This is a genomic window from Bifidobacterium ruminantium DSM 6489, assembly GCF_000770925.1.
Classification (GTDB): domain Bacteria; phylum Actinomycetota; class Actinomycetes; order Actinomycetales; family Bifidobacteriaceae; genus Bifidobacterium; species Bifidobacterium ruminantium.
Genome location: NZ_JDTK01000014.1, coordinates 16330 through 31946, shown reverse-complemented (window position 1 = coordinate 31946; position 15617 = coordinate 16330). Strand labels below are relative to the sequence as shown.

The following is a 15617-nucleotide window of genomic DNA, read 5'->3' as shown; positions in this document are numbered from 1 at the left end:
TCGTTGGTGTTACGCGTCTTCCTCGCCGAGGATTAGTCGCGTGATCATATTGGCTTCGTGGCATGCAACCACGCCTACGCGCGGCGCCATCAGGCCGGCACCCGGTACCGGAGCCGTCTCGCCATCGCCACAGAAGTAGAAGTTCTTCGAAACGCGACGCGTGCTCACCAGGTTGGAGCTGCGGAAGCCGGCCATGCCGGACGCGCTGACGAGCTTCTTGCCCGGCAGATTCTCCAGCACCGCGTTGACGAGCATCGTCTTGTTTTCCGGCACGTCGAACGCCTCGCAGATGATGTCCTCGTTTTCGAACAGCGTCGGCACGTTCTCGTCGGTCACCTTCACAGTGTCGATGGTGATCTCGATGAACGGGTTGATCTGGCGCAGATTACTGCGCAGCGCCTCCGTCTTGTACTGGCCGAGGTCCTTCAGGAAATACTGCTGGCGATTCAGATTCGTCATGTCCACGCGGTCGAAGTCGATCAGGTGCAGGTGGCCGACACCGATGCGGGTCAGCGCCACCGCGATGGTGGAGCCAAGGCCGCCGCAGCCGCAAATGGCCACGTGCGCCGCGTCGAGCTTGTCCTGCGTGGCGGCGGTGTGGCGGTCGAGCAGGGCAGCGCGGATCTCCTCGCGGCTGACCAGGGTGGCTGGGTCGGGCTGGTTGTCGAAAGCGTGCTGGCGGGCGTCGATCTGCGCCTGCGATGCGGATGGTTCAAAAGTCATGGTTGTTCTCGTATTCTCGTTTCCGTTCGTATGGTTTGTTTCGCTGCTGTGCTCAGCCGCCCTGCACGAAGGTGACGATTTCCAACGTGTCGGTGCCCTTGAGCTGCGTCTGCGCACGCTGGGCGCGCGGCACGATCTCGCCGTTGAGCTCCACGGCCACGCGGTCGGCGCGCAGACCGCGCTGCTCCACTAGTTCGGCCACGGTGATCGGCGTGGCGACGTCCTCTTCCTTGCCGTTGATGATCATGTGCGGTGTTCCCTTCTGTGCCTGCGGCACTGGTCTTGTGGCCCCTTGAGTGTCCGATTCTGCAGAATCGGACACACAAAGTGCCTTCCGGGATGCGCGGATGTCCGATTCTGCAGAATCGGACATCCAGGCATCTGTTTGCGGCTTCCATATGTCCGTTTTTCCAGAATCGGACACTCGGGGTCGGTACGAAAAAAGGGTCGCCGAAGGAACCGTACCCTATGAGGTGGTGCGCCCCTCCGTGACCCTAATCACGCGATATTCGGTTATCGCGAACGGAAGATTGAGATGCGCCTTGGCGGCGCGAACAACCCGTCTCCTTACGGCGGCATTACCCGCATCAAGTCCTCGGTCGAAGCTCGTCGAGCTCCCTCTCAGCCTTTCGGCTCCCGTTCGGTTGTGCCCTCATCTTCCCGCACCCGCCCGACAACCCGCTCCGCGCTGTTTTGTGCAAGAATGGGTGGCGGATTTTGTAGCGACGGATGTGGCGACGGAAGGGAGACGGTTATGACGACCGCACGAAACATGGGCGAATTGGCGGGATTTGCGATTCCACGGCTCGGCATGGGCACGATGGCGTTGGCGATTGAGGGCCGCCCGGACCGCGATACGGCGATCCGCACGATTCACGCCGGCTTGGACGCGGGCGTGCGATATCTGGACACCGCCTGGTCGTATTACCTGCCAAGCCAACCCGGCACCGGCACCGCCGAAGACCTGGGCTACGGCGAAAAAATGGTGCGCGACGCGCTCGCCAGCTGGGACGGTCCGCGCGACGAAGTGCTGATTGCAACCAAAACCGGCTATCGCCGCACCATGGAGGCGCCGAACGTTGCCGAAAACGAGCCGGAACGCCAGCATTTGCAGGCTGTGGGCAGCCAGTACGGGTGGATGGCGGATTCGCGTCCGGAAACGATGATCTGCGACGCAAAGGAGTCGGCCGCGCACCTCGGCGTGGACGCGCTGGACCTGCTGTACTCGCACGGACCGGACCCGGAAGTGGCTTATGAGGACCAGGTCGGCGCGCTGAAGCAGCTGCTTGACGAGGGCGTGATCCGGTACGCGGGCATTTCCCGCGTGGACAACGCGCAGATCGACATCGCCCGCGAGATTCTCGGCGACAAGCTGATCGCCGTGCAGAACCAGTTCTCGCCCTCGCACCCCGACCCTGAGCATACGATGGAGCACTGCGCGGAACTTGGACTCGCGTTCGTGTGCTGGAGCCCCCTCGGCGGCTTCCTCGACGTGTTCGACCAGCGCGCGTACGACCCGTTCCGTACGGTCGCCGGCAACCACGGCTGCTCCTACCAGCGCGTGGTGCTCGCCTGGGAACTGAGCCGCTACGAGCGGTTGTTCACCATCCCCAGCGCCCGCAATCCGCAGGAAATCAACGATTCCTTCGCCGCCACCGAACTGACGCTCACGCAGGATGAGATGGCGATGCTGAACGCCTCCGTCGACGCCCGTCGCGGCTGAATTCCGCGCAATACGTACGATTGGCCGCGCCCGATTCCGCACAATAATCGCGATTCGGGCCGCGGCCTTTTTCGTGCCTTCTGTAGCTTGCTCGCTGCAAAATCGCCCTGGGAATAACTTACACTGTAAAATGTTTACACTGTAAAATATTATGACGGCGATTGCGACGGAAGGAGGTGCCGCGTGGGCTTTGAAGAGGAACTGTTCCACGAATTGGCGACCAACACATGGGACAAACGCTCGCGCATGCAGCAGGAGATGGTGAAAGGCGCGAAGGGCGAACCCTTCGCCGTGCAGGAACTCTATAGGAAAGGCCCGCTGACGCCATCGCAGCTCGCCTCTTCAATGAAAACCACCACCGGACGCGTGTCCACACTGCTGTCCGCGTTGGAGAAAAAAGGCCAGATCACACGCGAATCCGACCCCGACGATCGCCGTGTGGTGCACGTGAACCTCACCAAAGCCGGCAGGGAACGCGCCGAACGGCAGCGCGAAAGCATGCGCGAGGCGATCTGCTGGATCTTCTCGCAGATGGGGGAGCGCCGCGCGCGCGAATTCGTTGAGCTCACCGAGGAATTCACCACGTACATGTCGCTGTGCATGCCCGGCAAACCGCGCCCCACGGCGGACGAGGTCAAAGCCGCGTTCTCAGGAAACGCACAGGAAGACGCGTAGTATCTTACGCTGTAAATAATTCACAGTGTAAGTAATCGCAATCCAGTAATCGCAAAAACCGCGAAAAATCGCGAAAACTAATCGTAAGAAAACAAGCAAAACACAAAACAAGAGAAGGAACCAAGCATGCTTCGCATCGTACGATACCTCTCCAAAGCGGAGATCGGTCAGATGCTCGTCGCGCTGGTCAGCATCGTCGGTCAGATCTGGCTTGACCTGACCCTGCCGGATTATATGGCCGACATCACGCAGCTCGTCGAAACCCCCGGCAGCAAGATGCACGACATCTGGGTGGCGGGCGGCAAGATGCTGCTCGTCTCGCTCGGCTCCGCGGCGTGCGCCGTCGTCACCGGCTACATCGCCGCACGCGTGGGTGCCTCGTTCAGCCAGCGCCTGCGCTCGCTCGAATTCAAGAAGGTGGAAAGCTTCGGCCCGGCCGAAATGAGCCGATTCTCCACCGCATCGCTGATCACCCGCTCCACCAACGACATCACGCAGATCCAGATGTTCATCACCATGGGTCTGATGATGATCGTCAAGGCGCCGATCATGGCCGTGTGGGCCGTGTGCAAGATCGCCGGCAAGGGCTTCGAATGGACGTTCGCCACCGGCGTCGCCGTGGTCGTACTGCTGGCGGTCATCGCCGTGATCATGCACTTCGTCATGCCGAAGTTCAAGGCCATGCAGCGCCTGACCGACAACATCAACCTGGTGGCGCGCGAGAACCTCACCGGCCTGCGCGTGGTCCGCGCCTACAACGCCGAGGGCTACCAGGAAGCCAAGTTCACCAAGGCCAACAAGGAACTTACCGACACACAGCTGTTCACCAACCGTTCCATGGCCATCATGATGCCGTTGATGAACACCGTCATGAACGGCCTGATGCTGGCCGTCTACTGGATCGGCGCCTACCTGATCGACGCCGCCGACCTGACCGACAAGCTCACCACCTTCTCCAACATGGTGGTGTTCTCCAGCTACTCCGTGCAAGTGATCATGAGCTTTCTGCTGCTGAGCATGGTGTTCGTGCTCTGGCCGCGTGCCGACGTGTCCGCACAGCGTGTGCTCGAAGTGATCGATACCGAACCGCTCGTCACCGATGGCACTCACACCGAAGGCAAGCCGGGCAGAAGCGGCGAAATCGAATTCCGCAATGTGAGCTTCACTTATCCGGATTCGCGCGAGGCCATGCTCGAAGGCATCAGCTTCAGCGCCAAGAAGGGCCAGACCGTGGCATTCATCGGTTCCACCGGTTCCGGCAAATCCTCGCTGATCAACCTCGTGCCGCGATTCTACGACGCCACGCAGGGCGAGGTGCTGGTCGACGGCGTGGATGTGCGCGACTACACGCTCAAGGCGTTGCGCGACAAGATCGGCTACGTGCCGCAGCAATCGTTCCTGTTCAAGGGCACGATAGCCAGCAACGTGAGCTACGGCGATAAGTCGGGCGGGGCGGATGCCGATATGGCCGACGTGCGCCAGGCATGCGAGGTGGCCCAGGCCACCGAGTTCATCGCCAAGAAGGATAACGCCTACGAATCCTCCATCGCGCAAGGCGGCTCCAACGTGTCCGGCGGCCAGAAGCAGCGCCTGTCCATCGCGCGCGCCGTCTACCGCCACCCGGAAATCCTGATCTTCGACGACTCCTTCTCCGCGCTCGACTTCAAAACCGACCGTGCCGTGCGCGACGCGCTCGAACGGGAAGCGAAGGACTCCACCAAGCTGATCGTCGCCCAGCGCATCGGCACGATCATGAACGCCGATCGCATCATCGTGCTGGACGACGGCAAGGTGGTCGGCCAGGGCACGCACAAGGAACTTATGGACAACTGCGAAGTGTACCGCCAGATCGCGCAGTCGCAGCTGAGCGAAAACGAACTGAAGGGAGGCCGCTGACATGGCAGGCATGGGGCATGGCCGCAGGCGCGGACCCGTTGAAAAACCGCAGGATTTCGGCGGTGCGATGAAGAAGCTGATGCGCTTCTGCCGCCGGTACATTCCGGTGATTGTCCTCTCGCTGATTCTGGGCGCGGCGGGTACCGTCTGCCAGATCATCGGCCCGGACAAGCTCAAAGACATGACCAACGAGATCACCAAGGGCCTGCCGGCCATCGTGCACGGCAAGCCGGTGATGCGCTCGATCGATTTCGACGCGGTGAACCGTATCGCCTGGCTGCTGGTCGCACTGTACGTGGGCTATGCGGTGCTGTGCTACGTGCAAAGCTGGCTGATGGCGAGCGTGACACAGCGCACCGCGCAGCAGCTGCGCGAGGCGATCAACGTGAAGATCAACAGGCTGCCGCTCAAGTACTTCGACAAAACCAGCTACGGCGACGTGCTGAGCCGTATCACCAACGATGTCGACGCGATCGGCCAGACGCTCGGCCAGTCGCTCGGCTCGCTGATCACGTCCGTCACGCTGTTCTTCGGCGCACTGATCATGATGTTCTACAACAACGTGATCATGACGCTGTGCGCCATCGGTTCCGCACTGCTCGGCCTGATCGTGATGGGCCTGATCATGAAGGTCTCGCAGAAATACTTCGCCCAGCAGCAGATCGCGCTCGGCGACGTGAACGGGCACGTGGAGGAGATGTACTCCGGCCACACCGTGGTCAAGGCATATTGCGGCGAAGAGGACTCCATCAAGCGCTTCGAAAAGTACAACAACGACCTGTACGTTTCCGGCTGGAAGAGCCAGTTCCTGTCCGGCCTGATGATGCCGCTGATGAACTTCATCGGCAATTTCGGCTACGTGGTCGTGTGCGTGGTGGGCGCGGCGCTCGCCATGGATGGCAAGATCGAATTCGGCGTGATCGTGGCGTTCATGATGTACATCCGCCTGTTTACCCAGCCGCTCTCCCAGTTCGCGCAGGCCTTCCAGAACCTGCAGCGTTGCGCGGCTGCCTCCGAGCGCGTGTTCGGCTTCCTTGACGAGCCGGAACTGGCCGACGAATCCGGCAAGCGGGCGTTGCTCGGCGTTGACGCGGACGGCAAGCCGCAGCCGGTGCGCGGCGACGTGGAATTCAGCCATGTGCGTTTCGGCTACGATCCGGACAAGACGATCATCAACGACTTCTCGGCCTCTGTGAAGTCCGGCCAGAAGATCGCCATCGTCGGCCCGACCGGTGCCGGCAAGACCACGATGGTGAACCTGCTGATGCGCTTCTACGAGATTTCCGGCGGTTCGATTTCGATCGACGGCGTGGATACCAAGTCCGTGCCGCGCTGGAACGTGCACGACCAGTTCTCCATGGTGCTGCAGGACACGTGGGTGTTCCGTGGAACAGTGCGTGAAAACATCGCGTATTCGAAGTCCGGCGTCACCGACGAGCAGATTGTGGCCGCTTGCAAGGCCGTTGGCCTGCACCATTACATCATGTCGCTGCCGGACGGTTATGACACCGTGCTGGACGACAAGACCTCGCTGTCGCAGGGGCAGAAGCAGCTGCTCACCATCGCTCGCGCCATGGTGGAGGACGCGCCGATCCTGATCCTTGACGAAGCCACCTCCTCGGTCGATACGCGTACCGAAGAACTGATTCAGAAGGCCATGGACGCGCTGACCGTGGGGCGCACGAGCTTCGTGATCGCGCACCGCCTGTCCACCGTCCGCGACGCCGACATGATTCTGGTGATGAACGGCGGCGATATCGTCGAGCGCGGCACCCATGAGGAGCTGCTCGCGAAGTCCGGCTTCTACGCCGACATCTACAACAGCCAGTTCACGCTGGCCGAGTGAGGTTGGCGTACTGACTCGCTAAAAAATCCGGAGGGACCACCCCTCCGGATTTTTGCGTTTTGGCTTCGGCATTTTTATTGTGTTGCGCTGACGGGACGGCGGATTTACCATTGAGGTGACTGACGTCAATCGATTGACGTATTTGAAAATCACAAAGAAAGTGGGCGGTCATGAAAAGCATCGAAATCGGCAAATCGGCAGTGGTCGCATCGCAAGCGGCGTTAGGCGTGATGCGCATGGACGCGCTGGACGCGGACGCGGCGGCGGAAGTCGTGCGCACGGCCGCCGAGCATGGAGTCAATTTCTTCGACACGGCGGACATCTACGGATTCAACGTCAACCGCGACCATGCCAGCTCGCGTGTGCTCGGCCGCGCGTGGAAGGACGCCGGGCTCAAGCGCGAGGACATCTTCCTGCAGACGAAGTTCGGCATCAACATCGACTTCAGCGACTCGAACAACGTGCACGCCACCCGCTACGACTTCTCCGCGAAGCACCTCATCACGCGACTCGACGAGGAACTGGAGGCGCTCGGCACCGATTACGTGGACTTCGCGCTCCTGCACAGGCCTGACACTCTGATGGAGGCCGAGGAGATCGTCGAAGCGTTCACTACCCTGCACAAGGCGGGCAAAGTGCGTCACTTCGGCGTGAGCAACGTGAACCCGTGGCAGGCGGAACTGCTGCAATCCTGGCTCGGAGACGACCCGGCCATGAGGCTCGAGGCGAACCAGCTGCAGTTCGGTCTGATGCACGCGCAGATGGTCAGCGACGAGCTGATGACCAATTCCGGCGCCGAAGGCATGGTCGTGGTCAACCATTCGGACGGACTGCTGTCCTACTCGCGACTGCGCCACATGACCATCCAGGCATGGAGCCCGTTCCAGTCCGGCACGGAATACGTCCCGTTCGTAGGCAACGAGCACTTCCCGGAGTTGAACAAGGCGCTGGACGAAAAGGCCGCCAAGTACGGTGTGAGCGCCAACGCCATCGCCACCGCATGGGTGCTCAGGCATCCGGCGAAGATTCAGATCGTGCTCGGCTCGATGAACCCCACCCGACTGGGCGAAATGCTCGACGGCGCGGACATCGACCTCGACAAGCAGGATTGGTGGGACCTGTACGTGGCCGCCGGCAACCTCATTCCGTGAGTTCTGTTGGAAATCAGAAGAAGCGGCCGGGGAAACCGGCACTGATGGTGGCGTGACGGTCGACGTCCAACGTGGCGCAATCGAAAGCGAAAGTGCTGCTCAGCTCGTTCGGATCCGCAACGAACAGCGCCGTAGCCAACCCGTCCGCCACCGCAGTCGGATAGCCGCCAAACGACGCGGATCGCACCGCAACCCAGGTGGCCTCCGTCTGCTGCACGGGCAGGCCGTCGATGGCGTTGAGCAGGTGGTGGATCGCCAGATGCGTTTGCTCGCTGACCGCCACCTCCCAATGGCGACGGCTGGGCGCGCTCGCGCAGAACGCGCCATCGCTGATCCGCGCGACGCCAACCGCGCGGGACGGATCGTCCGGATCCTCAAGCGCCACACGAATCGGCTTGTTCGTGCGCACCAGCAGATCGCCGCCCGCATCGATCACAAATTCCGGGCCGGCGCTTTTGCGCTTGCCGCCCGAGGTGGCGGGCTGATGCGCGGAGCCGGGCGCCTTGGCCGAATCGGTGAGCAATCCGCCCAGCGAATCAACCAGATAGCCTTTGCCGCACGCGCCGAAATCCATATGAACCGGGCCGCGCGTGACCAACGTCGTACCACCCGAACGAACCACATCCCGACCCCATACGGCCCGACCGTGCAGCGCGCCCAGGCACTCGCCGGCGCCGGCTTCAACGGTGAAACTCAACGCGGGATCGTAGCCGAGGAGAATCAGATCCTCGCCCACGCACGGGTCGATCGCGCCGCGCGTGGCGGTGTGCAGCGCGTCGTACAAATCGAACAGCGGACCGGCCCAATCGGGAAAATCGAAATGCCCGCCGTGCTCGGCGTTGCCAATGCGCGCAACCAGTGAATCGGCGCGGAATCGCGAAAGCACATGCTCGTATTCGTCGATGAATCGTCCTATTTCGGCGCACAGTTCCAGGGCGATTGGGCGAGGCGTCGAAATCAGCAGCCCCGTGCCGAGCGCCTTGGGGAACGCGGCGGTGTACGGCATGCGATGCGCGAGCGGTGCGAGGGAATCCATACCCACGATGCTAGCGCGTGCCCGGCTTGGCGGAGTTCGTGCCTGGGCAACCTGATATGCGCTATATGTGGCAGATTCCTGGTGTCCGCGAAAATGATTTGCGCTATATGTGGCATTTGTCTCGGCGAAGCTCATGCTTAGGGGGTGGGAATGATACCCTCTAAGCGCGTTCGCCCAAGGGAATCTGCCACACATAGCGCATATCACTTTCCGCACATGCGGGAATCTGCCACACATAGCGGGTTTCGCCTTCTACAACGAGCGTAAGGTGCTCGCCATGCTGGAGCAGTGAGCTTACTGTTGACGAAAAACGTAAAGTATACTTCACATTCGGCCTTAAAATTCAGAAAATGTAAAGTATACTTCACATTTTCTGGAGGAGCAGACGCGCAGACGGGAGCTGTCCGACGCATTTCCCCGCATGGTCATCACGCTTGACCAGTTCAGCGCGGGCGTCACCGAGGATGGTATCCGCATTGTCAATGCCATTGATTGGCTGTTGGGTGATTGAAACGGTTGAGCCAATTGAGACGTGTATCTCGCTTATAGATGGCGGATTCCGGGGCTCGCCCGGTGCTATCTCGCTTATAGATGGCGGGTCTCGGCGGAGAAACGAACCTAGGGGGCATCTTTTCGCCCCTCTAACCCTTGTATCTCGCAAAGGGGCCGCCATCTATAAGTGAGATACCAACTGTCACCCTGCCAAATCCGCCACTCATAAGCGAGATGTTTTTTCGTGGGTGTGGCATGAGGCATCGCCTTATTTTGATACCCCCGTAGCTTTGTATAGTTACGATTATACTAATCGTGACTATACAAGTCGCGATTATACAAACCGACGCTTTGGCATGGAGTTCGCTTCACGTTTCGGGCGGACGGGGGTGTTGCGGAACGGCGGTGAGCGTCACAATGTGAGACGACACGCGGAAGACGGGAAAAATAAAAACGGCGGAATTCCGACGTTTTTCCATGCGCGATACAACAAGACCAATCAAAAATCAAGACTGTGATTCAAAAAAGTTTCGTTCTATCTTGGCTTCCGATGCGCGCTTCGTACGTCGGGCACGTCGGGGAAAAGCGCGCCGAAAAGATTTGCGGAAGAAAGGTTCGACCCATGTCATCTCGCGTCGCGCAGCGCCACGCAGCCGGTTCCTACGATTCGTGCGATTCGCGCGTCTCGGCTTCCGGCCGTCTCGTCACGCTCGTCGCCGCGCTGATGATCGCGCTCGCCACGCTGTTCGCCGGCACCGCGATGCCGCGGCAGGCGTCCGCCGCCGATGACAGCCAGACGGATTTCGATTCCTGGACCGCCGTGGCGGACAACATCGCCGAACAGCTCGACACCGCCGAACGGGATTACCGTGACGGCAACTACGGCCAGGCCGGCACCGACTTCCAGACCGCGCATTGGATCGGCTACGACGCGTCCAACTTCTCGAAGGCCGTCAACGACACCATCTCCGCCGACAAACAGGCCGAACTGCTCAAGCAGTTCACCGACTTGGAAGGGATCGCCTACCAGCAGGGGCAGGGTGACGCCATCTCCGGCAAAATCGCCACGCTGAACGCCGACCTCGCCTCGACTGCGCAGACGCTCGACGGCAACGCGAACCTCGCCAATCCGAAAACGTACGCGAAGCAGCGCGCCGAGCAGACCGCTGCCGAGCGCAAGAAGCTCGACGCCGCCAAGAAGAACTCCTCCAAAGGCAAAGGCGACCGCACGTGGAGCGACGTGGCCAAGGAAATGAACGTCATCCTCGACAAGGCGTACAAGGCCGCCGTCTCCGGCAAGGGTGCAGAAGGCTCCAGCCTCGTCAACAACGCGTACTACCAGTACTACGAAAAGCTCGGCTTCGAAAAGAACGTCATGAACGCCATCTCCGGCAACCGCGTCTCTCAAGTCGAATACCAGTTCAAAATGACCCGCAAGACCATGCGTGACGGCGGATCCCAGAAGCAGATTAAGAAACTCGTCGACGACCTTAAGAGCTGGCTCGTCGAAGACGCCGCCACCCTCGACGGTGGCGCGTCCGGCAACGTCAACGGCTTCACCAAAGCCGTCACCAGCTCTGCCGGGCAGGCGTTCCTCATCCTCATCCGCGAAGGTCTCGAAGCGCTGCTGGTCGTGGCCGCCGTCGTGGCCTACCTCGTCAAATCCGGCAACCAGCGTTTCACCAAGTGGATTTATCTCGGCGTGCTCGCCGGACTCGCCGGCTCCGGACTGATTGCCGTGCTCTTCACCTTCCTGTTCGGCGGCTCCGGTCCGATCCAGGAAATCTCCGAAGGCGTATGCGCGCTCATCGCCATGCTCATGCTGCTGTGGACCAGCAACTGGATGCTCAACAAGAGCTCCGTGGAAGCCTGGAACCGCTACATCCGCACCAAAACCGAGTCCGCCGTGGCCGACGCGCAAGGCAAGGTGGCGGCTGGCGAAGGCGTGAGCCTGGGCATGGTCGTCTCGCTCGCCATGCTGAGCTTCCTCGCAGTATTCCGTGAAGGCGCCGAAACCGTGATCTTCTACGAATCCATCTACTCCATGAGCCAGGATTCGCAAGGCATGTGGATCGGCGGCATCGCCGCGGCCGTAGTGCTGCTGATCATCTTCCTCGTGCTGCGCTTCACCTCCGTGAAGATCCCCATCGGCCTGTTCTTCCTCGTCACCTCGATCCTGATGGCCGTGCTCGTGGTCATCTTCGCCGGTGGCGGCATCCATGCGCTCATCGAAGGCGACCTCATCGACGGCCACTATCTGTCGAGCGTACCGACGAACGACTGGATCGGCCTGTATCCGTACGTCGAATGCCTTGCCGCCCAAGCCATCGCCGCCATCGCAGTGATAGCGCTGTTCATCGTCGGCTTCGCGCGCAAACGCAGACTGCGTACGGCGGCCGATACGGGCGATACGGGCGCGGCGCACGCCTGACAATGGCGATTCGCAATCGCAACATATTTCCAAAATTTTTCCTCACCATCCGACAACACAGAAGGAAAGAGAAATGAAGAATAAGAAGATCGCCGCTCTGCTCGGCGTCCTGCTGGCCGGCTCCATGGCCTTCTCCCTGTCCGCATGCGGCGGCTCCGACAACGCCGCCTCGTCGGACAAGTCCAGCACGTCCACGTCGGACACGGCGAAGGACACCAAGGCCGCCGACGATTCCAGTTCCGACGATTCCGGCGCCGGATTCGAGGAGATCCAGGTCGACGAGAAGCATTCCGACCAGGAAGTCGGCCCGCTGACCGTCAACGCCGTGTACTTCCAGCCCATCGACATGGAACCGTCCGGCATGGGCCTCAAGGCCGCCGATGCGAGCTTCCACCTCGAAGCCGACATCCACGCCAACAAGAAGGGCACCGAACTCGGCTACGGCAAGGGCGACTTCGTGCCGGACCTCACCGTCAACTACGACATCATCGACAAGACCTCCAACAAGTCCGTCGGCTCCGGCACTTTCATGCAGATGAACGCTTCCGACGGCCCGCACTACGGTGCCAACGTCAAGCTCGACAAGGCCGGTGCCTACAAGCTCGTGCTGAAGATCGAATCCCCGGAGAAGAAGGGCTGGATGCTGCACGTCGATCCGGAGACGGGTGTGAAGGGACGCTTCTGGACGGAACCGATCGAGGTCACCTTCCCGGACTGGAACTACACGCCGCAGGAATGGTGATTCGCTCCTTGTAATGGTTGCCGTTCGCGGCCGCGCCATATGTTGCTCGACACACTCAAGGCCGTTCGGCCAAGCTTACGGTCGAGCAACATACGGCGCGGCCGCTCTCTCGCGTTTTAAGGGAGCGACTTATTCCTTGCGATTGCAGGGTGGAAAGGCTGGGAACTCCTCGATTTTGGGGGAGGGATGATTGGGAACTCCTCGGGTTGGGGAGGGACGAAAGGATTTTGGGATGCTGCTGCAGTTTGTGACGGTGTTGCAGGGCGTGTTGGCGCCCGCTCTGCTCGTCATGGCACTGAACGTCATGCTCACCGTCGGTGAGGGACGGGATAAGCCGTTGAGCGCGTATTGGAGACTGGCCGGCTTCGTTGTCGGATTCGCCGGTGCCATCGTCTTCGCCGCCTTGCGTGCCACGGCCGTCATCACGCAGCGCACGTTCGTCAACTATCCGACCTTGTGGTGCTGCGTCGTCTTCGACGTGGCCGTGTTCGTCGTCGTCATCCTCGCCCGTCGCATCACTACCGACTGGCATCGCCACCGCGCATTGCTGGACGTTGCGAATCTCGTGGCCGCGCTGGCGATCGCCGCCACCACCTTCCGCGCGCTGCCCGACGTGATTCTGCGATTGACGATTTTCGTCGAGCCCGGCGATCCGATCTTCACTTCCGACATGCTGCTGCGCGCGCTCGGCTTCGCGCTGGGCGCCGCCGTCGCGATCATCGCGGCGCTGATATTCCGTACAATGCGTTCCACCGCCGTACGCTGGTCGTTCACCACGGCGGTGCTGCTGCTGGTCGCTCTGTTGTTCGCACAGCATTTCACCGACCTTGCGCAGATCCTCCAATCCAAACGCATCGTCAGCTTCCCGACCGCCGCCTTCCTGGCGCTTGTATGGGGCATCAACCATCAGCGGGACATGACCATCGCCATGGCGCTGGTGTTCGTCATCCCCGCAATCGCCAGCATCGTCATGGGCTTCAAAGTCAAGCCCACCGGCGCCAACGAAGCCATCGCGCGCACGCACATCGCCTTCCGCCGCCGTGCGAAAGCGGCCGGAGCGTTCAGCCTCGTTGCCATGATCGGCGTCACCGTGGCCCTGACGTACGGCGTCGCACAGACGCAGAAAGTCGTCACCCTTTCCCCGCCGGAGGAGTATTCGCTCGCCGACGGCGTGGCCACCATCAAATTCAGCCAGGTTTCCGACGGCCATCTGCATCGCTTCCAATACAAGGCGAAGGACGGCACCGTCATGCGCTTCATCATCATCAAGAAGAACGGCGGCGCGTACGGCGTCGGCCTTGACGCGTGCGACAACTGCGGCGACGCCGGCTACTACGAGAAGGACGGCAAAATCATCTGCAAGAAGTGCGATGTGGCCATCAACCTCGCCACCATCGGCTTCAAAGGCGGCTGCAACCCCATCCCCTTCGACTACCAGATTAAACCTGGCAAAATCGTCATCCAAACGTCCGCGCTCGACGCGCTGTCGAGCCACTTCCAGTGAGCGAAAGGAGAGCCGAATCCCATGTTCTTCCTGAATATGATCTTCCGTTCGTTCAGCCGGCAGTTCAAGCGACGGCTGCTCATCGCCGTCACCGTATGCCTGTCCGCCACCGTCAGCGTGGCCATGCTCGGCGTGGTGTTCGACGTGGGCGACAAACTCAACGCGGAACTGTCCACGTACGGCTCGAACATCATCGTTCAGCCGAAATCCGACGCGGTGGTGAGCGATCTGTACGGTTCGGGCGATTCCGGAACGTCTTCGGCGACCTCCACGGCTTCCGGGTCCTCCTCCGACCCGACGTCGTTTTTGAAGGAATCTGACGCGAAGAAGATCAAGACCATCTTCTGGGCGTTCAACATCACCAACTTCGCGCCCGAGCTGAACATCCACGCCGACGCTGGCTGCTCCGGCACGTCGCAAGGCAGCTGTAAGGCCGCGAATGTGCCGGTTGTGGGCACTTGGTTCGCCAAAACCCTGCACATGGATTCCGGCGAATCCACTGTGGTCGGCGTGGATGGCATGCGATCGTGGTGGAAGGTCAGCGGAACATGGCCGAAGGACGGCGGCGAGCAGGCGATGGCCGGCAGCGCGGTCGCCGCGAAACTCGGCCTGAAGATCGGCGACAGCGTCACGCTTGACAAAACGATCGCCGCATCCGACGGAAATGGCACCGAGCGGAATCGCGTGAAAGTGAAGATCGTCGGCATATTCGATTCCGGCGATTCGGACGACAACGCCATCTACATGCCGTCTATCATGGCGCAGACGCTCGCGAACCTGCCTGATTCCGTCGACAAGATCGAGGTCAAGGCGCTCACCACGCCCGACAACGACCTCGCGCGCAAGGCGTCGAAGAACCCGGCCGCGCTCACGCAGGACGAGTGGGAGACCTGGTACTGCACGGCGTATCCCTCGTCGATCGCCTACCAGATCGAGGAGGTGCTGCCGGGGGCGGTGGCCAAGCAGGTGCGCCAGGTGGCCGCGTTGCAGGGCGACGTGCTGAACAAGACGCAGGCGGTGATGGTACTTATGACCGTGCTGTCGCTGGTCGCGGCCGCTATCGCCGTGGCCAACCTCATGGCCGCCTCGATTGGCGAGCGTGGCTCGGAATTGGCGTTGCTGAAGGCGATCGGCGCTACGGACGGTGCGGTTTCGCGTCTGATGCTCGCCGAAACGGCGGTGGTTGCGCTGGCTGGCGCGATCGTGGGCGCGTTGCTTGGCTCCGGTGTGGCGCAGATCGTGGGACACGTGGTGTTCGGCTCCGGCATCACCATGCGGCCGATGGTGTTCGTGCTGGTGTTCGTGCTGCTCGCCGTCACCATCCTGGTCGCCTCGCTGTCGTCGATCCGGGCGATTTTGGGGCTTAAGCCGGCGGAGGTGCTTCATGGACGGTGAGTT

Annotated in this window: 12 protein-coding genes; 9 read left to right on the top strand and 3 right to left on the bottom strand. The window is 61.2% G+C overall.

Going from position 1 to position 15617, the window contains the following annotated elements:
* Positions 1-9: 9 nt before the first annotated feature.
* Together thiF and thiS are read right to left on the bottom strand one after the other, a co-directional pair.
* Positions 10-723 carry a sulfur carrier protein ThiS adenylyltransferase ThiF gene (thiF, locus tag OU26_RS06520; protein ID WP_026646632.1) on the bottom strand — a complete coding sequence of 238 codons (714 nt, stop codon included), beginning with the start codon at positions 721-723 and terminating at the stop codon, positions 10-12.
* 52 nt (positions 724-775) lie between these two features.
* Positions 776-970, bottom strand: coding sequence for a sulfur carrier protein ThiS (gene thiS / locus OU26_RS06515; protein WP_003807372.1), 195 nt, complete (start codon positions 968-970; stop codon positions 776-778).
* A gap of 507 nt (positions 971-1477) precedes the next feature.
* Between thiS and OU26_RS06510 the strand changes: the two genes are divergently transcribed.
* From OU26_RS06510 to OU26_RS06490, 5 genes are all read left to right on the top strand, one after another.
* A complete protein-coding gene (locus OU26_RS06510) occupies positions 1478-2446 on the top strand; it encodes an aldo/keto reductase (protein ID WP_026646631.1) in 969 nt (322 codons plus the stop codon).
* Positions 2447-2629: 183 nt separating this feature from the next.
* A complete protein-coding gene (locus tag OU26_RS06505) occupies positions 2630-3121 on the top strand; it encodes a MarR family winged helix-turn-helix transcriptional regulator (protein WP_026646630.1) in 492 nt (163 codons plus the stop codon).
* A 126-nt stretch (positions 3122-3247) separates the two neighbouring features.
* Entirely contained in the window at positions 3248-5017 is a 1770-nt protein-coding gene (locus tag OU26_RS06500; protein ID WP_026646629.1) for an ABC transporter ATP-binding protein, read from the top strand.
* A gap of 10 nt (positions 5018-5027) precedes the next feature.
* Complete coding sequence (locus tag OU26_RS06495) at positions 5028-6863, top strand: ABC transporter ATP-binding protein (RefSeq protein WP_026646628.1); 1836 nt, start codon at positions 5028-5030, stop codon at positions 6861-6863.
* A gap of 170 nt (positions 6864-7033) precedes the next feature.
* Positions 7034-8014 carry an aldo/keto reductase gene (locus tag OU26_RS06490; protein WP_026646627.1) on the top strand — a complete coding sequence of 327 codons (981 nt, stop codon included), beginning with the start codon at positions 7034-7036 and terminating at the stop codon, positions 8012-8014.
* A gap of 13 nt (positions 8015-8027) precedes the next feature.
* Here OU26_RS06490 and OU26_RS06485 read toward each other — a convergent pair whose 3' ends face one another.
* Complete coding sequence (locus OU26_RS06485; RefSeq protein WP_026646626.1) at positions 8028-9050, bottom strand: FAD:protein FMN transferase; 1023 nt, start codon at positions 9048-9050, stop codon at positions 8028-8030.
* A gap of 1114 nt (positions 9051-10164) precedes the next feature.
* Here OU26_RS06485 and OU26_RS06475 point away from each other — a divergent pair.
* From OU26_RS06475 to OU26_RS06460, 4 genes are all read left to right on the top strand, one after another.
* Positions 10165-11973 carry an FTR1 family iron permease gene (locus OU26_RS06475; protein WP_051592936.1) on the top strand — a complete coding sequence of 603 codons (1809 nt, stop codon included), beginning with the start codon at positions 10165-10167 and terminating at the stop codon, positions 11971-11973.
* Positions 11974-12046: 73 nt separating this feature from the next.
* Positions 12047-12715 carry an iron transporter gene (locus OU26_RS06470; protein ID WP_026646624.1) on the top strand — a complete coding sequence of 223 codons (669 nt, stop codon included), beginning with the start codon at positions 12047-12049 and terminating at the stop codon, positions 12713-12715.
* A gap of 232 nt (positions 12716-12947) precedes the next feature.
* Positions 12948-14219 carry a DUF2318 domain-containing protein gene (locus OU26_RS06465; RefSeq protein ID WP_026646623.1) on the top strand — a complete coding sequence of 424 codons (1272 nt, stop codon included), beginning with the start codon at positions 12948-12950 and terminating at the stop codon, positions 14217-14219.
* Between the two features lie 21 nt (positions 14220-14240).
* Entirely contained in the window at positions 14241-15614 is a 1374-nt protein-coding gene (locus OU26_RS06460; protein WP_026646622.1) for an ABC transporter permease, read from the top strand.
* Positions 15615-15617: the final 3 nt, after the last annotated feature.